The sequence below is a fragment of the Streptococcus sp. HMSC066F10 genome (assembly GCF_001813805.1).
Classification (GTDB): domain Bacteria; phylum Bacillota; class Bacilli; order Lactobacillales; family Streptococcaceae; genus Streptococcus; species Streptococcus vaginalis.
Genome location: NZ_KV813957.1, coordinates 109,890 through 133,260, shown reverse-complemented (window position 1 = coordinate 133,260; position 23,371 = coordinate 109,890). Strand labels below are relative to the sequence as shown.

Annotated in this window: 17 protein-coding genes and 2 pseudogenes; 18 read left to right on the top strand and 1 reads right to left on the bottom strand. The window is 35.2% G+C overall.

Translation table 11 applies throughout. The features are described 5' to 3' along the window. Nucleotides 1–46: 46 nt before the first annotated feature. The 18 genes and pseudogenes from HMPREF2933_RS01675 to HMPREF2933_RS01595 all read left to right on the top strand — a co-directional run bounded on the left by HMPREF2933_RS01675 (nucleotide 47) and on the right by HMPREF2933_RS01595 (nucleotide 23,017). The gene (locus HMPREF2933_RS01675; protein WP_004825731.1) at nucleotides 47–271 is read left to right on the top strand and encodes a hypothetical protein; all 225 of its coding nucleotides are present in this window, start codon (nucleotides 47–49) and stop codon (nucleotides 269–271) included. A 3-nt stretch (nucleotides 272–274) separates the two neighbouring features. Next, a complete protein-coding gene (locus HMPREF2933_RS01670) occupies nucleotides 275–1,921 on the top strand; it encodes a recombinase family protein (protein WP_004825737.1) in 1,647 nt (548 codons plus the stop codon). A 3-nt stretch (nucleotides 1,922–1,924) separates the two neighbouring features. Beyond that, nucleotides 1,925–2,008 (top strand): annotated as a pseudogene (locus HMPREF2933_RS09615) (Maff2 family mobile element protein); the annotation flags it as partial. Nucleotides 2,009–2,027: 19 nt separating this feature from the next. Further along, nucleotides 2,028–2,891 (top strand): VirB6/TrbL-like conjugal transfer protein, CD1112 family, encoded by an 864-nt coding sequence (locus tag HMPREF2933_RS01665; protein ID WP_000466907.1) that lies wholly within the window; start codon nucleotides 2,028–2,030, stop codon nucleotides 2,889–2,891. Between the two features lie 17 nt (nucleotides 2,892–2,908). After that, complete coding sequence (locus HMPREF2933_RS01660; protein ID WP_000595841.1) at nucleotides 2,909–3,172, top strand: hypothetical protein; 264 nt, start codon at nucleotides 2,909–2,911, stop codon at nucleotides 3,170–3,172. A gap of 3 nt (nucleotides 3,173–3,175) precedes the next feature. Beyond that, nucleotides 3,176–3,565 (top strand): PrgI family protein, encoded by a 390-nt coding sequence (locus HMPREF2933_RS01655; protein ID WP_000332203.1) that lies wholly within the window; start codon nucleotides 3,176–3,178, stop codon nucleotides 3,563–3,565. Continuing rightward, nucleotides 3,477–5,906, top strand: a complete 2,430-nt coding sequence (locus tag HMPREF2933_RS01650) for a VirB4-like conjugal transfer ATPase, CD1110 family (RefSeq protein WP_000653488.1) — start codon at nucleotides 3,477–3,479, stop codon at nucleotides 5,904–5,906. The genes HMPREF2933_RS01655 and HMPREF2933_RS01650 overlap by 89 nt, the downstream gene beginning before the upstream one ends. 3 nt (nucleotides 5,907–5,909) lie before the next feature. Next, nucleotides 5,910–8,042, top strand: coding sequence for a CHAP domain-containing protein (locus tag HMPREF2933_RS01645; RefSeq protein ID WP_070672389.1), 2,133 nt, complete (start codon nucleotides 5,910–5,912; stop codon nucleotides 8,040–8,042). An 11-nt stretch (nucleotides 8,043–8,053) separates the two neighbouring features. Further along, a complete protein-coding gene (locus HMPREF2933_RS01640) occupies nucleotides 8,054–8,293 on the top strand; it encodes a hypothetical protein (RefSeq protein ID WP_000817944.1) in 240 nt (79 codons plus the stop codon). After that, a complete protein-coding gene (locus tag HMPREF2933_RS01635; protein ID WP_000858450.1) occupies nucleotides 8,268–9,812 on the top strand; it encodes a CD1107 family mobile element protein in 1,545 nt (514 codons plus the stop codon). The genes HMPREF2933_RS01640 and HMPREF2933_RS01635 overlap by 26 nt, the downstream gene beginning before the upstream one ends. Before the next feature lie 94 nt (nucleotides 9,813–9,906). After that, nucleotides 9,907–11,619: a DNA topoisomerase 3 gene (locus HMPREF2933_RS01630; RefSeq protein ID WP_007391818.1), complete on the top strand. Its 1,713-nt coding sequence runs from the start codon at nucleotides 9,907–9,909 to the stop codon at nucleotides 11,617–11,619. Nucleotides 11,620–11,699: 80 nt separating this feature from the next. Beyond that, nucleotides 11,700–11,879 carry an AbrB/MazE/SpoVT family DNA-binding domain-containing protein gene (locus HMPREF2933_RS01625; RefSeq protein WP_000389423.1) on the top strand — a complete coding sequence of 60 codons (180 nt, stop codon included), beginning with the start codon at nucleotides 11,700–11,702 and terminating at the stop codon, nucleotides 11,877–11,879. 28 nt (nucleotides 11,880–11,907) lie between these two features. Next, entirely contained in the window at nucleotides 11,908–12,939 is a 1,032-nt protein-coding gene (locus HMPREF2933_RS01620) for a PDDEXK nuclease domain-containing protein (RefSeq protein WP_001030694.1), read from the top strand. Nucleotides 12,940–13,020: 81 nt separating this feature from the next. Beyond that, nucleotides 13,021–20,286 (top strand): annotated as a pseudogene (locus HMPREF2933_RS01615) (Eco57I restriction-modification methylase domain-containing protein); the annotation flags it as partial. Between the two features lie 111 nt (nucleotides 20,287–20,397). Then, a complete protein-coding gene (locus tag HMPREF2933_RS01610) occupies nucleotides 20,398–20,604 on the top strand; it encodes a helix-turn-helix domain-containing protein (protein WP_024051477.1) in 207 nt (68 codons plus the stop codon). Next, nucleotides 20,605–21,726 carry a DNA adenine methylase gene (locus HMPREF2933_RS01605; protein WP_070654359.1) on the top strand — a complete coding sequence of 374 codons (1,122 nt, stop codon included), beginning with the start codon at nucleotides 20,605–20,607 and terminating at the stop codon, nucleotides 21,724–21,726. It abuts the gene before it with no gap. 4 nt (nucleotides 21,727–21,730) lie between these two features. Continuing rightward, nucleotides 21,731–22,504, top strand: a complete 774-nt coding sequence (locus HMPREF2933_RS10250) for a protein NO VEIN domain-containing protein (RefSeq protein ID WP_024051479.1) — start codon at nucleotides 21,731–21,733, stop codon at nucleotides 22,502–22,504. A gap of 222 nt (nucleotides 22,505–22,726) precedes the next feature. Then, nucleotides 22,727–23,017 (top strand): DUF3847 domain-containing protein, encoded by a 291-nt coding sequence (locus HMPREF2933_RS01595; RefSeq protein WP_070672385.1) that lies wholly within the window; start codon nucleotides 22,727–22,729, stop codon nucleotides 23,015–23,017. Nucleotides 23,018–23,190: 173 nt separating this feature from the next. Here HMPREF2933_RS01595 and HMPREF2933_RS10170 read toward each other — a convergent pair. Next, the coding region (locus tag HMPREF2933_RS10170; protein ID WP_222563617.1) for a hypothetical protein at nucleotides 23,191–23,371 on the bottom strand (181 nt) is incomplete at its 5' end.

The window sequence follows — 23,371 nt, the reverse complement described above, 5'->3', positions numbered from 1 at the left end:
AATTAAAAATCTAATCGCCTTTTTTTATTGTATGAAAGGATAAGCTATGACAAAAAGACAAACAAAATATATTGTAAAAAGAAATTATGATAATAGAAGAACAGACACAGACGCTTTTCTAAGATTAATAAAAAAATCAAGCAAATTAAATAAGACCAATGAAATTGAGTATAACAAATATAATATTGATAGTAATAAAAAAGAGTGCTATAATAAAAATAGTTTTAGAGAAAGTTGTGTTATTTCCGAAAACTCAAATAAGGAGGAATAGGAAATGATACAAACAAATTCAAATCACTTTTCATTCAAAGCTGCAATTTATTGCAGACTATCTAAAGATGATGAGCAGAAAGGAGAGAGTGCCAGCATACAAAACCAAAAGGAACTTTTAGAAAACTATGTAAAATCAAGGGGCTGGAGTATTTACGATGTATATATAGATGATGGATATACTGGATTAAATACAAATAGACCATCATTTCAAAGACTAATTAGAGATATTGAAAATAAAAAAGTGGATATAGTCATCACTAAGGACTTATCAAGGCTTGGAAGAAACTATTTGCAGACTGGATACTATACAGAAAATTTCTTCCCAAAGAACAATGTCAGATATATAGCTTTAAATGATGGAGTAGATACCTTTCAAGAAAACAACGAAATAGTTCCTTTTAAAAATGTTTTAAACGAGTTTTATTCAAGAGATGTTTCCAAAAAGATGAAATCTGCTTATATGACAAGGGCAAGGCAAGGAAAATTTATTGGTTGTCTTGCTCCAATAGGATATAGGAAAGACAATGAAGATCCACATAAATTAGTAATCGATGATGAAACTTCATGGATTGTTGAAAAAATTTTTGATCTTGCTTTTAGTGGTTATGGAGTACAAGCAATTAGAAGAAGACTTTTTGAAGAAAAAATACCTACACCTACCTGGTGGAATAGAAAAAAAGGACTTAGAAATAAAAAAACTAAGTTAGAAATGACCGTAGATGGTGGAGAGTATTGGTGGGACTGCACAACCCTAAAAGAAATTATTGAAAACCCAGTTTATATTGGTCATATTGCTAGTCAAAAAGTTAATTATAAATTCAAAGTAGGTTGGTTATCCGATAAACCTAAAGAGGAATGGATAATAGTAGAAAATACACACGAACCAATTATTTCTGAAGATATTTATAATATAGCAAATGAAAAATTAAAGAGCAGGAGAAGACCATTTAAAAATGGAGAAGAAAGCATATTTGCAGGCATTGTGAAATGTCCCGATTGTGGAAAATCTTTAAATCTTGGAAGAAACAAATCGAAAAAAAGAGAAAAGTTACTCACTTGTAACACTTATAGAAGATACGGAAAGTCATTATGTAGTCAACATAGAATTTATTACGATACTCTTTATGAGATAGTGCTTAAGGATATTAGAAAAAATGCAGAAATAGCATTAAAAGATGAAAAAGAAATTATAAAAGCACTTGAAAAATCACGAGAAATTGATAATGAAGAAGAACAAAAATTTATTATGGATAAGATTTACGAAGATCAAATAAGAGTAGAAGACTTAACTAAAAAGATTGAAAGATTATATGATGACTGGCTAGACAATAAGATAAGTGAAAGTAACTTCCAAAAAATTCTTGAAAAATCACAAAACGAACAAGATTATCTAAATCAAAGAATAAAAGATAATCAAAAATTGATTGTCAAAGAAGATCTTGAAGATATTAATGTTAAAAAATGGATTGAACTCATAAAAAAACATAGGGATATAAAGAAGCTGGACAAAGAAACCTTAAACGAACTCATCTCAAAAATCTATGTTCACGAAAAAGAAGTAGTGAATGGAGAAATCACCCAAACAATTGATATTTACTACAATTTCATAGGAAATACAGACACGCTACAAGTATTTTACAATCTCTAATTAGGCATAAAGCAGCTTATGGCAGGAGGCGGTATTGTCCTTATCGGACTTAAGCTGATTCCGCTACTTGCCAATGTACTCAAGTAAGAAGAAAAGGAGAGCTTAGATGTTTGGAATATTCGACAAGATAGAAGAATTTTTTAAGGAACTTCTACTGGGCGGTATCCAAGCAAACTTAGAGTCCATGTTTCTTGACATCAACGATAAAGTTGGTGCAGTTGCAACAGATGTAGGAAAAACTCCCATGGGGTGGAACGGAGATGTATTTGCCTTTATCAAAAGCATTAACGATTCCGTCATTATTCCCATAGCGGGACTAATCATCACAGCAGTCCTTTGTATTGAGCTTATCAATATGGTAATGCAAAAGAACAATATGCACGATACAGATACCTTTGAATTTTTTAAGTACATCATCAAGATGTGGATTGCTGTATGGTTAGTATCTCATGCTTTTGAGTTTTCAATGGCAGTCTTTGATGTGGCACAACATATGGTAAATAAGGCGGCAGGGGTGATAAATACCTCTGCCACCGTTTCCGGAGATCAGATAGTGGCAATGATGGATACCTTAAAAGAAAAGGGGCTTGGAGAGCTTGTCATGATTCTCTTTGAAACCTCACTCATAAAGGTTGCCATAGAGGTAATTTCCATTGTAATCATGCTTGTGGTTTACGGAAGAATGTTTGAGATTTATGTTTACTCATCGGTTTCAGCCATTCCATTTGCCACAATGGGAAACAAAGAGTGGGGACAAATTGGAACAAACTATATCAAAGGACTATTTGCACTTGGGCTACAAGGACTCTTTTTAATGGTTTGTCTTGGAATATACGCAGTATTAGTTAAGACAATACAGATAACAGATATACACACAAGTACCATGACGATACTTGGATATGCGGTTTTGCTGGGGTTAATGATGCTAAAGAGCGGAACTCTGGCCAAAAGCGTATTAAATGCACACTAACAGAAAGGAAGGATAGGATGATCAAAAGAAAAACAGTATTTACATCAGTAGTAATCGGAGCAGGTGTTATAGCGGTGATTGATAGAATCAAACTTTTTAGCAAGATTAATGACTTGGAAGAAAGAACAAAAGACATCGGTCGCTGCCATAATGACTTTTGTATTTTGCAGGAAAGATATAACAAAAATACAGATAAACAGATAGAAAGCATTCAGGAAGAAATCGGCTCTGTATATGAACACATGGCGGAGCTTTCAAAAGAAAAAGAAGATGGGAGGTAAGTTATGGCGTATGTACCAATCCCAAAAGACCTAAAGAAGGTAAAAACAAAGGTAGCTTTTAACTTAACCAAAAGGCAGATGATAGGTTTCACACTCGCAGGACTGGTAGGACTACCAGTCTATTTATTTATGCGAAAGGTTGTTCCAAATGATATAGCCGTCATATTTCTCATTGTGTCCACACTCCCTATATTTTTCATCACTCTTTTTGAAAAGGACGGACTGACATTTGAGAAATATTTTAAATATATTTACCTTCATAAGTTTTATCAACCACAAAAAAGAGTGAGAAAGGAGGTTTACCTTGAAAGACAAAAGAAAGATTCAGCAGGTAAAGTTAGAACAAAACAAAAAGATGTTAAGAAGTCAAAGACAGGACTTAAAGCAAAATAAGGGAAAATCTAAAAAAGATAAAGGCGGGCTACTTGACCTTATTTTTAGAAAAGAACCAAAAAGATATACTGTCGAAGATACCATTCCCTATCATAGACTCTTAAAAAGTGGTATATGTCAGCTTGACGAAAAGCACTTTAGTAAAAGCATAGCCTTTCAGGATATTAACTACCAACTTGCTTTAGATGAAGATAGGGATCTTATTTTTAATCAGTTTGCAAATTTTCTAAACTCCTTTGATCCAAGTATCAGTATTGAGTTTTCATATATCAATCAACTTGGACGAAACGAAGAAATGAAGTCGGCAATTCAGATACCAGATAAAAAGGACGGTTTTGACGATATACGTCTTGAGTTTAGAGAGATGCTTAAAAGTCAGATTGTAAAGGGAAATAATGGACTGAAAAAATCAAAGTATGTAACCTTTACAGTAGAAGCGGATAATTTAGAGCAGGCAACATCAAAACTTGAAAGACTGGAGATAGATATATTATCTAATCTAAAGAGTATGGGAGTTCGTGCGGAAAGTTTAAGTGGGGAAGAAAGACTCAAGATTCTTCACGATATATTAAATCCCAATAAGACCTTTGAGTTTTCATACAAAAATTTGAGGAAAAGGGAAAGCACTAAAACATACATTGTACCTGATGAATTTAACTTCACGCCTTCAAGGTACTTTAAGTTTGGAAAATTTATCGGGGCAGTCAGCCATTTTCAAATTCTTGCCAGCGAGCTTTCAGACCGTATGCTTGCCGAGTTTTTGGATATTGATGATAACATCAATATTTCCTTTCATATTAAGGCAATCGACCAATCGGAAGCTATTAAAATGGTAAAGAGAAAAAATACCGATATTGACAAGATGAAAATTGAGGAAAATAAGAAAGCGGTAAGAAGCGGTTATGATATGGACATTCTTCCATCGGACTTAATCACCTATGGAGAAGATGTAAAGAGTCTCTTAAAAGATTTGCAGACAAGAGATGAACGAATGTTTGTGGTAAGTATCGTCTTTATGAACTTTGCAAAAACGGTGCAAAAGCTTGATAACACAATCTCTCAGATAAGTTCCATTGCAAATAAGCATAACTGCAAGCTGAAAAGACTTGACCATACGCAAGAACAAGGACTTATCAGCGTGCTACCTCTTGGCGTAAACAAGATTGAGATAGATAGAGGACTAACCTCATCATCTACGGCAGTTTTTATGCCCTTTACCACAGAGGAGCTTTTTATCAATTCAAGTAACAGTCTTTATTACGGACTAAATGCCTTAAGCCATAACCTGATTATGGCAGATAGGAAAAAACTCAAAAATCCAAACGGTCTAATCCTCGGAACTCCTGGAAGTGGTAAATCCTTTAGTGCTAAAAGAGAAATGGCAAATGCAATTTTAGTAACGGACGATGATGTGATTATCTGCGATCCAGAAGGAGAGTATGGAAACCTTGTAAGACAATTTAATGGAGAAGTCATTAAAGTCAGCAGTAAGTCCAAAGATTACCTGAATCCCCTTGATATAAATATGAACTATGGCGATGGGGATGCGCCACTGAAAGACAAAGCAAACTTCATTATGAGTATGCTGGAGCTTGTAGTAGGCGGCAGTGGTCTTACGGCAGAAGAAAAGTCCGTTATAGACAGGTGCTTACCTAAGATTTACGAAAAGTATTTTGATAATCCAACTCCTGACAATATGCCAATACTGCAAGACCTATACGATATGTTAAAAGGACAGGAAGAAAAGGTCGGTAAAAAGCTGGCAACGGAGATGGAAATCTATGTATCAGGTTCCCTTAATGTTTTTAATCACAGGTCAAATGTGGACTTAAATAAGAAACTCCTGTGCTTTGATATTAAAGAGCTTGGAAGTCAGCTAAAGAAAATAGGAATGCTTGTTATACAGGATCAGGTGTGGAATAAAGTATCTCAAAATAGAGGAAGCAAGGCTACAAGGTACTATATCGACGAGTTCCACTTGCTGCTAAAAGATGAACAGACAGCATCGTATTCGGTAGAGATTTGGAAAAGATTTCGTAAGTGGGGAGGTATCCCTACGGGTATTACGCAAAATGTCAAAGACCTACTTATGAGTAAGGAAATTGAAAATATCTTTGATAATACCGACTTTGTCTTAATGCTAAATCAAGCGTCAGGAGACAGAGAAATTTTAGCAAGAAAACTTAAAATCTCACTTCCTCAGCTTAGATATGTTACCAACTCAAATGAGGGCGAGGGATTACTGTTCTTTGGAAATACCATTGTTCCTTTCCTTGATAAGTTCCCGAAAGATACAATTCTCTATCAGAAGATGACTACCAAGCCTGAAGAAGTGAGGTAGCCTATGGGGAAAAAGCTGAAAAAGGATTTTAGGGAAAGGCATAAGGCAAGTCTTGAAAGAGAAATGATCCATAGTGAAACATTCACTACATCTGAAGAAAGTAAGCTAAAGCACAACGATGATTACAGAGGAAAAATCGTCCATGACAAAGACAGATTTCAGGACAAGGTTCATAAGAAAATAAACAAGGTAAGTTCTGATAATGAAAAGGCTTATGGAACATCCAAGAGAAATGCAAGATATAGAGCTTCTGATAAGGATAGTATAGCTGCTGTAAGTGAAACAGGAAGATCGGATTATATTACGGAGGTAAAGGATGGAAAAATCTATGATCCTTTAGGAAAAGACCTTGATAATGACGGGATTATAGACAGATACGATAATGACTTTAGGGACAGCGACTACTTTGAATCGACCTATGATGTGGATGATAATCTCCATAAAAAAGATGAGTTTTTTGGAAGTTCCTCTATAACTCATGAGGCTAAAAAGAGAAAGTATAAGAGGAAAAACTACACCGAAAGCCTTTATACAAGAAAAAAAGAAGATGTGTCAAAGGGAAATAAATCTGAAGGTAAAAAGACTGGAAAAGATGCTGCAAGCGAAAAAGTTTATAGTAGCCTTTCTAAAGAGCAGAGGAAAAAGCTAAAGAAAGATATGGTAAAGGTATCTGCCCTTTCAGGACTTGCCAAAGGAAGTGAAACCGTAAGGGATTATCTTTCTCATGGAAGTGATGAAAATAAAGGGGTAGAGGCAGGAGAAAAGACAGCGGACGCAAGCTCGAAACTCATTCATGGCATAAAGAAATATTCTGATAAGAAAAAGGCGAAGAAAGGATACGATCTTACAAATAAGGATTATAAAATCAGGAAGCGAAAATCGAAGCTTGAATTTCGTGATGCCAAAGAGAACCTGAAAAAGACGAATGAATATAAAAGAGCAAATGCCTATAAAAGATTTCAAAAGAAAAATCAGGTAAAGGCAGCCATTCGTCGTGAGAATAAGTCAAGGCTCAGAGATCGGATTAAAGAAAACCTCATTGGCTCGTTGAAAGGCTCAAAGAGATTTATATTAAGAAAAGCAAAGGGACTTATGATTATTTTCATAGGTCTTATTATTTTGGGAACTTTCTTTATCAACTTTGCAGGAACGGGAATGACAGGCTTTATGAACTCCACAAGTTCTATTCTTACAACAAGCTATTTGTCAAAGCCAAATGTCCTAAATGAAATCAATCAGAGCTTTTCTGCTATGGAGAGTGAGCTTCAAAATGAGGTTGATCATGTCAAAAATAACTATCCCGGCTATGACGAGTACATCTTAAATAATACAGAGTATATTGGTCATAATGTCCATGAGCTTTTATCCTATATTACATCAAGATGTGGAGAGGTAAAGAGTGTATCGGAAGTAGAATCCATATTAAAAGAATTGTTTGAGTCCATGTATGACCTTGAATATAGGGAAGAAGTTGAAATCAGATACAGGACAGTTACAGACACCTATACCGATGAAGATGGCAACGAATATACCGAAAGTCATGAAGAACCTTATGAGTATAAAAAGCTCATTGTAACGCTGCATAAAAAAGAGATGGACAGCATTATCCGAAAGGTCTTTGCTGATTATCCCGATAACTTAAAGCACTATGAAGCCTTATTCCTTGCACAAGGAAATATGGGAGAAGCCTTTGGAAATTCTGACCTTATCAGTGCAAATGGTGGCGTAGGTGGTGGAGTTGAGTATGAAGCATCAAGTGAATTTCAAAAGAAGATTGTTAATGCTGCATACATCACGCCATCTCCGGGTGCAGGCTGGTGTGCCATGTGGGTTTCACAGGTCTATCAAAATGCAGGTCTTGGATATATTGGCGGAAATGCCTGCGATATGTACAGAAACTATACTTTTACATCAGACAGGTCAAAACTCAAGGTGGGAATGCTTGTAGCGGTGGAAAGCAGTAGTAGTGGAAGCACAGCAGGACTTACCTATGGTCATGTAGGAATTTATATTGGAGATGGTAAAGTTATGGATAATATTGGACGAATAAGAGTAACCACTTTAGACAATTGGATTGCGTCTTTCTGCAAGCATCATCCCGTAGGATTTGGATTCCCACCAAACGTAAAGAAATAGGAGGTAACAATGTGAAACGAGAATTAACGGTAGTGAAAAACAAAATAAAGAAGTTGAAGGATAAAAAGGCTTTGATTGATGAAGAATTGGAGCCTTTATTTATTCGTGAAGAAGAACTTGAAAACGAAGAAATCATTGCCATTTGCAGAAAGAACAACATTACAATCAGTGATTTGATGGCAAAGGTAAACAGACAAAGAGTAGAAATGAAAAAGGAGAAGTCAAATGAAAACCAGTTGGAAAAAGAATAAGAAGTTTTGGACAGCAGCACTTGCAGTCGTTGTAAGTATAAGCTGCCTTTTGGGTCTTTGGACAGTTGTTTATGCTCATGAGCAAAGCTTAACGGAAGCACCTACAAGCGATAAAGCTGTCCAAACACAAGTGGAAGTAAATGTAAAGTATATCTTTGAAGATGAAAAAGTTTATAAGGAAGAAAAGATAAAGGCTGAGAAAGGACAGCTTCTTGACAGCGGTGATCTGCCGATGCTCCCTGATAATATGAAATTTATTGATGAGTTTCTATTTTATGAAGTAAAAGGCGATGGAAATGATGAAATTATCCGAAAGGTAGCAAAGACTGAGGCTAAAGATAAAGAGACTCAGACAGAAGAAGAAAAGCCGAAACAGGATGAAAGCTCGCAGACGAAAACTCCAAAGACGGAAGATAAATCAACGCAGACAGAGCTTTCTAAAAATGATATTTTCAAAATGGAAAAAGATGCTAAGGAGCTTCAGGAAAAACTTGATAAGTTAAATAGCGAAATGAAGGATAAAGACAAATTAAGCGATAATCAGAAAGAAAAAATCAAAGAACTTGAAGCCCAGATTGAAAGCTTGAAAGAAAAAATGAAAAAAGATAAGGAAAATAGGGACTTATCAGAAGAAATGAAGAAGGAAATGGATAAGCTGAATAAAAAGATTAAAGAGCTTGAGGAAAAGGCAAATGAAGCAAACAAGGCTCCCGTAATATCTAATCCGCCTGCACTGAACAGTCCTATTTCCGGAATTAAGAAAAACTCAGGCATTTCAAATCAAACACCTGTAAACAATACAGGAAAAAGCACAACTACACAGGCGAGTTCAGAAAATACTGTAAAAGATACAAGTAATTCTGAAACGAAAGAGAAAGATATTCGCTATCCTAATAAGCTGACACCGAAAGCTCCTGCCAATAACAATCAGGATTCATCTATGGACGGGACAAGTAAGACTGTAAATACCAATAAGGGAGTAGCTTCTGCTCCGTCAAAGGCAAGAGGAACCGTTACGGAAAATAAGGACAATGCGAATAAGGACTATCCAATTCATCACGGGGATAGCGGTGATAACAAAGAAACAGATCTGTATTCTGCTGATGCAAGACAGTTTATTACCTTTCAAACGAAAAACGGTAAGACCTTCCATCTCATCATCAACCACGATGAGACACAAGAAAATGTAATGCTTTTAACGGAAGTATCTGAAGATGATCTTCTAAATATGGTTGAAAAGAAAGAAGCTCCGAAGCAGGAGATTAGCAAAGAGGAGCCAACTAAGGAAGAAGTAAAGCCTGAGAAAAAAGAAGAAAAGAGTAATTTAGGAACATATATTATTCTGCTTCTTGTTATAGGCGGAGCATTAGGAGCAGGTTATTACTTTAAGGTCGTAAAAAAGAAAGAGGATAAGGAGCTTGAATCATTAGAGGAAGAAGATGATGATTTCTTTTCGGAAGCAGAAAGTGAGCAAGAAATAGGAGAAGCAGAAGAAACAGAAGCTTATGATGAAGAATAAATGCATCTTAAAATATATTGTTATGGGTGCAAACGCAGGGCGGGAGAGTAAAATCTTTCGCCCTTTTACAATGAAAGCAGGAGGAAAAATATACATGGAACATATACTTGTGATAGCAGAAAAACCGAGTGTAGCTATATCAATTGCAAAGGTAATAGGAGCTACAAAAAAGAAAGATGGATACTATGAGGGAAATGGATATAAGGTATCTTGGTGCGTAGGCCATCTAATTCAGATGGCAAATCCGGACGCTTATGATGAAAAATACGCTAAGTGGAATATATCGGATTTGCCGATTATTCCGAAGCAGTACAAATTTGAAGTGGCAAAGGCTACAAAAAAGCAGTTTAATATCCTTAAAAAACTGATGAATGATAAGGAGATTGATACAGTTATCAATGCGTGCGATGCGGGAAGAGAAGGAGAAAGTATTTTTCGACTGGTATATAACGAAGCTAAATGCAAAAAGAAAATGCAGCGTCTTTGGATTTCGTCAATGGAAGATAGTGCTATCAAAGAGGGATTTTCCAATCTAAAGAATGGCAAAGATTACGATAAGCTCTTTGAATCGGCACAGGCAAGAGCTATTGCAGACTGGCTTGTCGGAATGAATATCAGTAGGCTATATTCTTGCCTGTATAAGCAAAATTACAGTGTCGGGAGAGTGCAAACCCCAACGCTTTACATGATTGTAAAAAGAGATGAAGAAATAAATAATTTTAAGAAAGAAAAATACTACACCGTAGAGCTTTCTATGAACGGCTTTACATTATCGACAGACAAAATTGGTGATGAAATAACCGCAGAGCAGCTTATTAATTTAATAGGCGATAATATTGAAATAACTGATGTCATTCAAAAAGAAAAGATTACAAAGCCGGATTTACCCTTTGATCTAACAACACTTCAAAGAGAGTGTAATAAATATTTTGGATATTCAGCAAAGCAGACGCTTGATTATGCTCAAAGCCTGTATGAAAAGAAACTAATTACCTATCCAAGAACAGACAGCAGATGCTTAACGGAAGATATGATTGTAAGTACGGTCAATAACATTTTAGGAAAAAATGATTTTGATACAGAGCGTATCAAGACGGTATTTAACTCAAAAAATGTTACGGATCATCACGCTATTATTCCGACAGTAAGCTCGTTAAGTGAAGATTTATCGAGTATCCCTGATAGTGAAGCGAAGGTATATAGGCTTATTTCTAATAAGCTTCACGCAAGTGTAGGCTATCCATTAGTCGAAAACACAACAAAGATTGTAGCTGAATTTGACGGATTTGAATTTACAAGTTCAGGAAGGGTAATTAGAGACGAGGGCTTTAGCAAATACCTTAAAGAATACAAGTCCAAGAAGAATGAGTTCATAGAGCTTCCTGATGTAAGTATCGGTGATGTTTTAAGTATTGAAAATAAAGAGATTAAAGAAAAATTTACTCAACCACCGAAACACTTCACTGAAGATACGCTTCTAAAGTCTATGGAGATTGCAGGAAATGAAGCCTTAGAAAAAGGTGTAGAAGTGGAAAGAAAGGGACTTGGAACACCTGCAACAAGGGCAGGAATTATTGAAAACTTAATCTATAAGGGTTTTGTCGAAAGAGATAAGAAAAATTTGATTGCCACGCATAAGGGGATCAGCCTTGTAACAATAGTATCCGATACCTTTAAGTCAGCGGAAACAACTGCAAAGTGGGAAATGGAATTAGCGGATATTGCCAAAGGGAAATCTTCAAAGGAAGAATTTTTAGAAGCAATTGAAAATGAAATAAAAGAGGTTGTTCTGACATATAGTAAGTAAGAGATAACTAATTCAGAGTGGAAAAAATACTCCAAAAGTGCTATAATTTTGTAGGAAAAGTAGGGCGAAAGGAAGTAAATATGGAAGATATATTTATGGATACTGCAAAAGTTATGGCAAAAGGACAGGTTACTATTCCGAAAAGGATAAGGGAACTTTTAAATTTAGAAAATGGAGATTATGTTACTTTTGTAGTTAATAAAGATAAAGTGCAAATTCAAAATTCTAAGGCTTTTATTGAAGAAAACATTAAAAAATAACAGCACGTTTTTAGAGGTAGGTGAAACAATGAATAAGGATAAGATGGTATTGCAGAATACAGATATTGGAAAAGATAATCATCAGTTTGATGATATTGTTAAGATTGTCGAAAGTGCAAAGGATCGTGCTTATAGAAAAGTCAATGAAGAATTGATTTTGATGTATCAGGAAGTGGGAAAGTATATAAGTGAGAAAAGTAAAGAAGCAGGTTATGGGTCAAATTTTGTGGAAAATGTTGCCGATTTTTTCTCTGAAAATTATCCTGATTTAAAAGGATTTACCCGTAGGGGGCTTTATAGAATGAGGCAATTCTATGAGCTATATAAGGATGATGAAAAAGTGTCAACGTTGTTGACACAATTGAGCTGGTCTAATCATTTGAAAATAATGTCAGGATCTAAAAGTAAAGAAGAAAGAGAATTCTACATTAACTTAGCAATTAAGGAGAATCTAACTCACCGAGAGTTGGTAAGGCAGATGGACAGTGGCTATTATGAACGTTATATGCTTTCAAATAGTAACGATTTGCCTGCTATACAAAGGGCAAAACAAGAGACGCATAATTTGTTTATGGACAGTTATGTTTTAGAATTTCTTGATGCTCCCAAGATTGGAAATGAAAGAGAATTTCAGAAGTCAATTCTCCAGAATCTGAAGAACTTTATTTTAGAGATTGGGAAAGATTTTTCCTTTATAGGTAATGAGTATAGGGTACAGGTTGGCAATCATGATTACTATGTAGATTTGTTGTTCTATCATAGGGGACTATCTTGTTTAGTTGCATTTGAATTAAAAATTGGAGAGTTTAAGCCGGAATATATCGGAAAAATGAACCTGTATTTAGAAGCACTGGATAGAGAAGTAAAGAAACAAACTGAAAATCCAAGCGTAGGAGTAATCCTTTGTGCTTCAAAAGATGATGAGGTAGTAGAATTTGCATTAAGTAGAAGTCTTTCGCCTACAATGGTATCGGAGTATACATTAAAACTGATAGATAAGAATTTGTTGCAACGAAAATTAAAAGAATATGTAGATATTGCGGAAGAAACAAACGAATAAAATTTAATAATATAATGCGTAAAAGGTGATTAGAGTAAAATCTAACCGCCTTTTTTGTTTGGAAAAACGAAGGAGGTAAAAATGCGAATAAATGATTTTCATAACATTTTGGAGCTTATAAAACAAGATGTGCTTCATAGTGAAGCAGAGTATCTGAAGCTCTTAAAGGTTGTCGGAAACAATCAAAGATATGACTTTAGAAGTCAATTAAGTATCTATGATAAAAATCCTGAAGCAATAGCTTGTGCCAAGTTTGACTACTGGAGGGAACGTTTTAATAGAACAGTAATGCGAGGACAGAAAGGTATCCCCATTTTAGAGGACTATGGCACATTCAAGAAAGTGGACTATATTTTTGATATAGGTCAGACAGTTTCAAGAAACAGAGATGTCAACGAAGTAAATCTTTGGAAGTTTGACAAAGAAAATCATCAAGATGTGTTAAAGGAAATGATAAAAAGCGAGGGCTATGAGGAAAGTAAAAGCACACTTGAAAACATCTTTTCTTTAAGCAGACTCTACGGTGATGAAAAAATAGATACCTTAATGAATGAACTTAGAATAGCGGATGAGGATAGAATATCCTTTACAAAGTTTGTAAGGGACTCGGTAAGCTATGCGGTAGCATCAAGATTTAAGTTAGATTATTCGATAGATTATGAGCTTTTAAGAGAGAATTTTCAAAGACTTGACAGCATATCTCTAATGAGTCTTGGTGAAAGCGTATCGGATATTAGCGGAAAGATTATTGATGCGACCATTCAAAAAAGCAAAGAACTTGAGCTGCAAAAAGAAGTTTTAAGAGGAAAAGAAGCGGGATATAATAAGATTAAAGAAGAATTGGAGGAGGTAGAAGAATATGTACTTCGACGAGATGATCAGGGAAGAAATGAAAACGGGCGAGTTCTCCGAAATGGAGAGTACAGACGAGATAATAGAGAAAATCAGGGAGAATACGCTAAACAGCTTGGAGGAAGAGACGGACTTCATAAGGAAGTATCCAAATCCGACCTACGCAGTGATGAGGCTGGAGTTTCTTTCACAGAGCGAGGAGCAGAGCAACTTCGAGATGTTAGTAGATCTATACAAGGAGAAGAAGTTGACAGGACACCTGATGGACATTCAGAAACAGGCGATAGAGTTTATGAGAAGAGAGAAGCCGAAGCTGATGGCAGCTTGGAAGATAGAGGGAGAGAGCAATCCACAGTACAAAGCAATGATTTCAGCTTTGAAAGAGATGACGATCAAGGAAATAGTAGAAGGTTAAGAGAAAATATTGATGTAGAGATAAGAGAAGCTGAAAAGGCTTCTTTTTCTTTACCAGAAAACTCCTATGGACAGACACGCCTTACGATTCCGCTAACTGAGAATGATATAGATACCGTCCTTATTAACGGAGGAAATCACGATGGCGGCAGACTTCCTGTTATTGCTGAGTTTTCCAAAGAAAAAACAGTAGAAGAATTGGGAGAATACCTCAAAGATACCTTTAAAGGCGGAAACGGGTTTTACATTGATGAAAGAGAAGTATCTTCCTGGTATTCGGATAAAGGCATTCATTTAGCCTATGGAACTTCTGCAAGAGAAGATGATACGCAGGTCTTAAACTGGAATGATGCTGCAAAGAGGATAAATGAACTTCTTAATAGTGGGGAATTTGCTACAAATGTAGAGCTTTTTGAAGCTCTTGATTATGAAAGAGATCGGATTTCAGAATCTCTATGGTATCTATCTCATGATTTAAGTGAAGAAGGAAAAGAGCAAGGATATTTTGAACTTTTTGAAAGAGGTGGGGGCTTTTCGGAAGAAACAAAAAGATTATCTGAAGCATTAAAAAATCCTGAGTATCTGAAAGAAACAATCAGAGAATATGACAGATTTATAGCAGGATATAAAGAAAATAGGAATGTACTAAGGTTTCACTATCACAAGGTAGATAGCCTTTATCAGAAATTACAGGAACTTGAGCTGCCACGAAAGGAATATAGCACCAATTTGACAGAACTTCCGAAGGTAAAGTCCTTTATTACAGAAGATGAAGTCCTTGAAAGTCTTTCAAGAGGAAGTGGCGTTGATAGAGGAAAAGAACGAATCACCAAGTTTTTTAAAGAAAATCATACGCTTCAGGAAAAAGCGAATTTCTTAAAAGACGAATATGGAATTGGAGGACATTCCCATGCTGTTTCCGGAGCAATGGGAAGTGATGAATGGCACGATGCTAAGGGACTTAAATTACAGAAAAATGATTGTAATGATGTGTTTCTTACTTGGACAAGTGTTGCAAAGCATATCGACGAGCTGTTTTCTAAAAATCTTTATCTTGAAGAAAAGGAAACAGAAAACAAGTCAAAGATTGAAGAACCACAATATTATTCCAAAGATGCTCCTGAAAACTTAATGACCGATGAAATGCTTGAAAGAGTGCCGGAGCTTTACGCACAGGAGGATGTAGCATTAGCGGATAAAGAGGTTCATGCTGCATATATCATTCCTTTCCGTTCTAATTGGACTTGGTATATGACGGAATATGACAGGGAAAGTGGCGATGCCTTTGGACTGGTACTTGGGATTGAACCTGAATGGGGATATTTTAATCTTGAAGAACTAAAGGAATTAAATGCCCAAAGGCTTATTTTAGAAGATTTTCCAAAGACCTTTAGAGAGCTGAAAGATACAGAACTTAAAAAGCAGATGGATGAGCAGGAGCTTCAGTCTGTCTTTAATGGAGAACTTAGCTTTGTAGAAGAAGAACTTGAAGCACCTGAAGAAACAGAAGAAGTTAGAAGGGCTGACACAGTTCAAGCTACCTTATTTGATTACCTCAAAGAAAGAGAAGAAGTAGAACTGAATAAAAAAGAGGAAATCCCTTTAGAGGATTTTGCAGTTAAAGCAGGTGATACCGTCTACTTTCATCATGAAGAATACAAAGTCAGAGAAATTTCTAAAAATGAAATCACAGGAAAAAATGACTTGTGGCTTGATCCTGTAAGGCAAGGCAATCATCAAATTCCGATTGTAGCCTTTACAGATAATGAGGATCTTATGAAGCAGATAAGCCTTGAAAGACCGAACTTTATTGTCGGAGATGAAGTCAAATACAAGGATAAAGACTATACCATCACACGCTTTGATGATATGGGAAATAACCTAAAGACGGTAACGGTTAAGGACAATACAGAATATCTTGGCGGTATGATAACAGGCTCCGATGTGATTCCTTATCGTCTGGAAGGCGACCTTGAGAGGGTATTTCAAAATCAAACATATAAACATCCAGAGCAGACTACTGAAGAAGTAGAAATAAAGAAAGCAGAAGCTCATAACTTCAAAATTAAAGAAGAAACGCTACCTGACAAGTTATCTCCAAGTGAGAGATTAAACAATAACCTTGAAGCAATCTCGATGTTAAATCGAATTGAAAGAGGTGAGAGAGATTTAGATATTACCGCTCAGAAAGTTTTAGCAAGGTATGTTGGCTGGGGAGGACTTGCTGATGTATTCGATGAAGAAAAAGGCGGACAGTGGAAAGAAGTAAGGAGCTTTCTAAAAGAGAACTTATCGCAGGCAGAATATGAAGCTGCAAGAGAATCTACTTTAACGAGCTTTTACACACCGAAAACAGTGATTGACGGAGTGTATAAGACACTTTTGGATATGGGATTTAAACAGGGAAACATTTTAGAGCCAAGTATGGGAATAGGGAACTTTATAGGCAATATCCCTGATGAAATGAACAAGTCTAAGTTTTATGGTGTAGAGCTTGACTCAGTAAGCGGTCGAATTGGAAAACTCTTATACCCTGAAAGTGATATACAGATTAAGGGGCTTGAAGAAACTTCCTTTTCAAATAACTTCTTTGATGCGATTATCGGCAATGTACCCTTTGGAGAATATAAGGTAAATGACAGGGAGTATAACAAAAATAACTTCCTTATCCATGATTATTTCTTTGCCAAGTCCATTGATAAAGTAAGAAACGGAGGTATTATTGCCTTTATTACATCAAGCGGAACGATGGATAAAAAGGACGAAAGTGTAAGACGCTACCTTGCAGCAAGAGCAGAGTTTTTAGGAGCGATAAGACTTCCGAACGATACCTTTAAGGGCGTAGCAGGAACAGAAGTAACCTCAGATATTATCTTCCTAAAGAAAAGGGACAGTATCAGAGAAAGGGATGAGGATTGGATTCACCTTGCTGAAGATGAAAACGGGCTTTTATATAACAAATACTTTGTTGATCATCCTGAACAGGTGCTTGGTTCTATGGAAGAAATATCCGGAAGATTTGGGAATACAATAGCTTGCCTGCCAAAAGAAAACACAGACTTAAAGGAGCTACTGACAAAAGCAAGCGAAGAAATCGCTAAAAATGCTAATTATGAAGAAATAGAGCTACTTGATGATGAAATCAGCACAATACCCGCAACGGACGATGTCAAGAATTTCTCCTACACCATTATTGATGATGAAGTTTATTACAGAGAAAACTCCCTGTTTGTAAAGAAAGAAGTAACGGATAAAAACAAGGAAAAGATTAAGGACTATCTTGAGTTAAATGCTGCCTTAAAGGACGTTATTTACAAACAGAAAGAAGATTTTTCAGATGATGAAGTAAAGAAAGCTCAGGAAAAACTAAATGAAATTTATGACAGCTTTTCTAAGAAGCATGGATATGTCAACAACCTTTCTAATACCAGAGCCTTAAAAGAGGATAGCAACTTCCCGCTTGTTTCTTCCATTGAAATCCTTGATGAAGAAGAAAACTTCAAAGCAAAGGGAGATATTTTCTCCAAGCGAACAATCACAAAGGCGAAGGTTATCGACCATGTAGACACTTCCCTTGAAGCTCTTGTTTTATCGGTATCAGAAAAAGGATATGTGGATTTTGAGTATATGGGAAGCCTTACAGGAAAAGACAGACCGACTTTGATAGAAGAACTTAGAGGGGAAATCTATCTAAACATCAGAGAAGAACAAAACTTTTATAGACCATTGTCTTTTAACCTTGAAGATGGAGATTTACCTTTTGCCTGTGCAAACGGCAGTAATTCATATAAGTACGGCTATGTAACAAAGAATGAGTACCTAAGCGGAAATATCAGAGATAAGATTGCTATTGTAGACAGCTATCTTGCAAAGCTAAGACAAACGGAAAGAGAGTTGCCTCATCTTGGCTATGCGGAAGATGGCAAAGAAAAAGAGCTGATAAGCTATGAGATGAACCGTTTGGAATACCAAAAGGCAGAGCTAATAAAAGTTCTTCCAAAAGAGCTTGAAGCAAGTGAAATCAATGTAAGACTCGGAGCTACTTGGATACCGATTAAGGATATTGAAAAATTCATCTTTGAAACGCTTAAAACTCCGGGATATGCCAAATGGGATATTAAGGTTAAATTTTCAAATCTGACAAGCGAATGGAATGTAGAAGGAAAGAGCAGGGATAGAGGAAATGACCTTGCAGAGATGACTTACGGCACCTCAAGGGTAAATGCCTATAAGCTGATTGAAGATGCTCTAAATTTAAAAGAAACAAAGGTATTTGATCAGATTGTAAATCCGGACGGCTCGAAAACTTCTGTATTAAATAAAAAGGAAACGCTTCTTGCAGGGCAGAAACAGGAGCTTCTAAAAGAAGAATTTAAGAACTGGATATTTAACGATCAGGAAAGAAGAAACCGTCTTGTAAAGATATATAACGAGCGTTTTAACTCTATCCGTAACAGAGAATATGACGGCAGCAAGCTCTCCCTTGAGGGAATGACCACAGAAATTGATTTAAGATCTCATCAAAGAAATGCCATAGCAAGAAGCCTTTATGGAGGAAATACCTTGCTTGCCCATGTGGTAGGTAGTGGTAAGACCTTTGAAATGGTGGCGTCTGCGATGGAAAGTAAAAGGCTTGGAATGTGCAGTAAGTCCTTGTTTGTTGTCCCCAATCACTTAACAGGTCAAATCGGTCGTGAGTTTATGCAGCTATATCCGTCAGCTAACATTATGGTTGCAGATAAGAAAGATTTTGAGCCGAAAAATAGAAAAAGATTTATCGGAAGAATTGCCACAGGAGAGTATGATGCCGTTGTAATCGGGCATACGCAGTTTGAAAAAATTCCGATGAGTAAGGAATATCAGGAAAAGCATATTCAGGATCAGATTGATGAAATTATAAACTATGTAGAAGAATATAAGCATGACAGAAACCAAAACTTTACGGTAAAACAGCTTGAAAAGACAAAGAAGAAACTTGAAACAAGGCTTGAAAAGTTAAACGATGATTTTAAGAAGGATGATGTCATTACCTTTGAAGAATTAGGTGTAGATAAGCTCTTTATTGACGAGGCACATAATTACAAAAATCTATACCTTTACACAAAAATGAGGAATGTAGCAGGTATTGGACAGTCTGAAGCCTTTAAGTCCTCCGATATGTTTATGAAGTGCAGATACATGGATGAAATGACAGGTGGAAAAGGAATTGTCTTTGCCACAGGAACGCCTGTCAGTAACTCGATGACAGAGCTTTATACTATGCAGCGTTATCTTCAGTATGAAAGCCTTAAAAAGAATAATTTGGAGCATTTTGATAGCTGGGCTTCTACTTTTGGTGAAACGCAGTCAGCTTTTGAATTGTCTCCGGAGGGAACAGGGTATAGAGTAAAGACAAGATTTTCCAAGTTCTATAACCTTCCTGAACTAATGTCTATGTTTAAAGAAGTTGCGGATATTCAGACAGCAGATATGCTAAATCTTCCAACACCTGAAGCACACTATGAAGTTATTAAAACTTTGCCAAGTGAGGAGCAAAAGGTAATCCTAAAGAGCTTATCGGAAAGAGCTGATGATGTGAGAAACAGGGTAGTAGAGCCTGACGAAGATAATATGCTGAAGATTACTAATGACGGCAAGAAACTCGCCTTAGATCAGCGTTTAATCAATCCACTGCTTCCGGATAATCCTGACAGCAAGGTCAATGTGTGCGTGAAAAATGTCTTTTCCATTTGGGATAAGACAAAAGAAAATAAGTCCACACAGCTTCTTTTCTCCGATATGTCAACTCCAAAAGGAGATGGAGCGTTTAATATTTACGATGATATTAGAGAAAAACTTGTGGCAATGGGAATACCGAAAGAAGAAATAGCCTTTATCCATGAAGCAAATTCCGATAAGCAAAAGGATGAACTCTTTGCAAAGGTAAGAAAAGGCGAAATTCGTATTTTGATGGGTTCTACACAGAAAATGGGAGCCGGAACGAATGTGCAAAACAAGCTGATTGCACTTCATGATTTAGATGTCCCATGGCGTCCTGCCGATTTGGAGCAGTTCCAAGTGGGACAAGGAAAAAAACAAGGACTATCTCAATAAATACTAACGCAAGCACAAGTATAAAATAGGCTAAAGTGACTTATCAGACTATTTATGATATAATATATCTTAACAATAAAACGGATAAGGGGTAATAATATGGCAATTTCTTATAAACCATTATGGCACTTATTGGTAGAAAGAGAAATGAATAAAGAAGACTTAAAAAGAGCTGCAAACATCACAAGCAACATAGTTTCAAGAATGAGTAAAAACTCTTATGTGAACTTAGAGTCACTAGAAAAGATTTGCTTGGCATTGGATTGCAGAATTGAAGATGTAGTTGAGATTACTAAGGAGGTTTAAATGAAACCATTTATAAAATGGCCCGGTGGAAAGACTGATGAGCTTGAAATAATATTAGGTAATGTACCAAAAAAAATAAATAATTATTACGAGCCATTCGTAGGTGGAGGAGCGGCATACTTTGGATTAGAATATTGTGATAAGTATTATATAAACGATAAATCCGAAGAGTTAATGGAGATATATCAATGTATAAAAGAAAATAATGAAACTTTCTTTTATGCAATCAAAGAAATAGATAAGTGTTGGAAAATACTTGAAAATATTACTGGAAAATATATAGATGAACTAACTTCTCTATACAACAAGTATAAAACAGATAATATATCAGATAAAGAACTTTCAAGTTATATAGAGGATTTTATATTAACAAAATCTGAAGAATTTAACGGAATACTGAATGAAAAATTTATAGTTGATGGAAAAAGAATTCTAAAAGAACTTGATAGGAGTGTATCTAGAAAACTAAAAAGAATGAAAGTAATTGAAAAGGAAAGGGGGATTCTACCAAGTGATGATGTAAAAGAAAACATAGAAACTGCTTTTAAAAGTGGACTATATACACATTTTAGATTTTTATATAATAATTCAGAAGAACTAAAGATTGATAAAAATTTTAGAAGTGCTATATTTTATTTTATAAGAGAATATTGTTATTCATCCATGTTTAGATATAACAAAAATGGAGGATTTAACGTTCCCTATGGAGGAATTAGCTACAACCGAAAGTATTTAGAGAAAAAAATAGAATATATGGAGAGTGCTGAAATGATAGAAAGGCTAAATAATACTAAAATTTTTTCTCTTGATTTTGAAGATTTCTTTAATGAAAATCCTGTAAAGAAAGATGATTTTATCTTTCTAGATCCACCATATGACACTACTTTCTCAACATATGCAAACAATGTTTTTGATAATACAGACCATAAAAGGTTATCAGAATTTTGTAAGCGTACTAAAGCAAATTTTATGTTAATAATTAAAAATACTGATTTTATTTATGAACTTTACAAGGATTTTAACATTGAAAGCTTTGACAAAAAGTATCTTGTGAGTTTCCAAAATAGAAATGAAAAAGAAGCGAAGCATTTGCTTATAACAAATTACAAATTGGGGGAATAAATTTATGCATTCAGAAGCTGAAATAAGAAGAGCGATAAAGCCACTACTAGATAGATATGGACAATTAACTACATCAGAAGTTAAACAAAGATTAGATGAGGTGCTAGTTTTTGATGATGAAGATAAGGTAATGTCACAAACACGAAATGAGATATTAATAATGCAGAGAATAGGTAATATTGTTGCACATCAAACAGAGCAAATTAGGGAGTATGAAGAGGGTTTTATTGTTGATAAAAACTATAGACCTGCAGTATTTACAGCTGTAACAGGGATTTCAAATAAAAACCTATCTCCAATTTCTGATGCAGAAATCAAAAAAAGAAAAAAGAGGACAACTAAGTTTATAGGTAGAGATGTTGACTGGGCAAAGAAATATGAGGATAATCAAGAAATAGGAAATATGGGAGAAGAATTTGTTTATCAATATGAAAGGGATAAAGTTGCAAGCTTCAGCAAAAGTGATGTTGATAGGGTACAACATTTAAGTAAGTTGCAAGGCGATGGTTTAGGGTATGACATTAGTTCTATAGATGAGGATGGTAATATTTTAAGAATAGAGGTAAAAACAACATCAGCTTCAGCAGACACTATATTTTATATGAGTAAAAATGAAAAAAATTTCTTTGAACAATACCAAGATGATGGTGCAGTAATATATAGAGTTTTTAACTTTGATAAAAATACTCGAAGGGGAGAAATAAAAATTATAACTGCAACAGAACTGTTAAATGATTATAATTTTGATCCTATAACTTTTGCAGTAACAAAAAAATAAAACATATAAATTGAAATATTTTGGCTATCAAAAGTGAATCTTAGTCGCTTATCTATGGCCATAAAAGTAAATGAAAGACAAGAATTAAAAAGAACAAAAAGCAATAGAAAATCATTATAGAAACGTAGATGATGTTTCAAAAGACATAAAATTTCAATAGTGAAACTTTGAAAGAGGTAGCAGAAATGTTATCTCTTTTTTAATACAAGAAAGGAGATCAGTATGAAAAAATTAGAGCAAATAAGACAAGAGTCAAAAGAAATAAAAGATAAAATTAATGATACAGAAGAAAGACTAAGGCAACTAAAAAATAAAGAAAAGAAGATATTAAAACAAGACATAGTAAAAAGAAGAAAAGAAAGAACCCATAGACTAATAACAAGAGGAGCAATCTTAGAAAGCCTTATAGAAAATTCAGAAGAACTAACAGATGAAGAAATAAAAATTCTACTAGAAGAAGCAACAAAGACAAAAGAATTTAAAGAAACACTAAAAATAATAAGAGAAAATTAAGAAAAATAAAGGGGTTTGTAAATAATTAAATCTCCCTTAGATTTTCTAAGGGCGCAATTATACACCCTAAAGGGTGCTTGCGTCCTGCGGAGCAAAACCCTTGCAGGGAGCAACAACCATTCGCTTTTTAAAAGTCAAGGGTAAATAAACTCGCTAACGCTCGCCCTTGACTTTTAAAATTTGAAATGAACAAAACAATTAAGCCGACATACTGAAACAACAAAAATTAATTCAGTAGTCGGCTTTTTTAATTCTATCATTTCAAAACGCTCATTCACAAAGTGGATATAAAAATCTGTTAAGCCTCCACCTAAAACAACAAAGAAAGAAAGGAAGTGATAAAAATGGCAGACA

Excerpts from the sequence above, each read along its gene's own strand:
- HMPREF2933_RS01675 (WP_004825731.1), top strand. The coding sequence starts at position 47 with ATGACAAAAAGACAAACAAAATATATTGTAAAAAGAAATTATGATAAT.
- HMPREF2933_RS01670 (WP_004825737.1), top strand. The coding sequence starts at position 275 with ATGATACAAACAAATTCAAATCACTTTTCATTCAAAGCTGCAATTTAT.
- HMPREF2933_RS01665 (WP_000466907.1), top strand. The coding sequence starts at position 2,028 with ATGTTTGGAATATTCGACAAGATAGAAGAATTTTTTAAGGAACTTCTA.
- HMPREF2933_RS01660 (WP_000595841.1), top strand. The coding sequence starts at position 2,909 with ATGATCAAAAGAAAAACAGTATTTACATCAGTAGTAATCGGAGCAGGT.
- HMPREF2933_RS01655 (WP_000332203.1), top strand. The coding sequence starts at position 3,176 with ATGGCGTATGTACCAATCCCAAAAGACCTAAAGAAGGTAAAAACAAAG.
- HMPREF2933_RS01645 (WP_070672389.1), top strand. The coding sequence starts at position 5,910 with ATGGGGAAAAAGCTGAAAAAGGATTTTAGGGAAAGGCATAAGGCAAGT.
- HMPREF2933_RS01635 (WP_000858450.1), top strand. The coding sequence starts at position 8,268 with ATGAAAACCAGTTGGAAAAAGAATAAGAAGTTTTGGACAGCAGCACTT.
- HMPREF2933_RS01630 (WP_007391818.1), top strand. The coding sequence starts at position 9,907 with ATGGAACATATACTTGTGATAGCAGAAAAACCGAGTGTAGCTATATCA.
- HMPREF2933_RS01625 (WP_000389423.1), top strand. The coding sequence starts at position 11,700 with ATGGAAGATATATTTATGGATACTGCAAAAGTTATGGCAAAAGGACAG.
- HMPREF2933_RS01620 (WP_001030694.1), top strand. The coding sequence starts at position 11,908 with ATGAATAAGGATAAGATGGTATTGCAGAATACAGATATTGGAAAAGAT.
- HMPREF2933_RS01610 (WP_024051477.1), top strand. The coding sequence starts at position 20,398 with ATGGCAATTTCTTATAAACCATTATGGCACTTATTGGTAGAAAGAGAA.
- HMPREF2933_RS01605 (WP_070654359.1), top strand. The coding sequence starts at position 20,605 with ATGAAACCATTTATAAAATGGCCCGGTGGAAAGACTGATGAGCTTGAA.
- HMPREF2933_RS10250 (WP_024051479.1), top strand. The coding sequence starts at position 21,731 with ATGCATTCAGAAGCTGAAATAAGAAGAGCGATAAAGCCACTACTAGAT.
- HMPREF2933_RS01595 (WP_070672385.1), top strand. The coding sequence starts at position 22,727 with ATGAAAAAATTAGAGCAAATAAGACAAGAGTCAAAAGAAATAAAAGAT.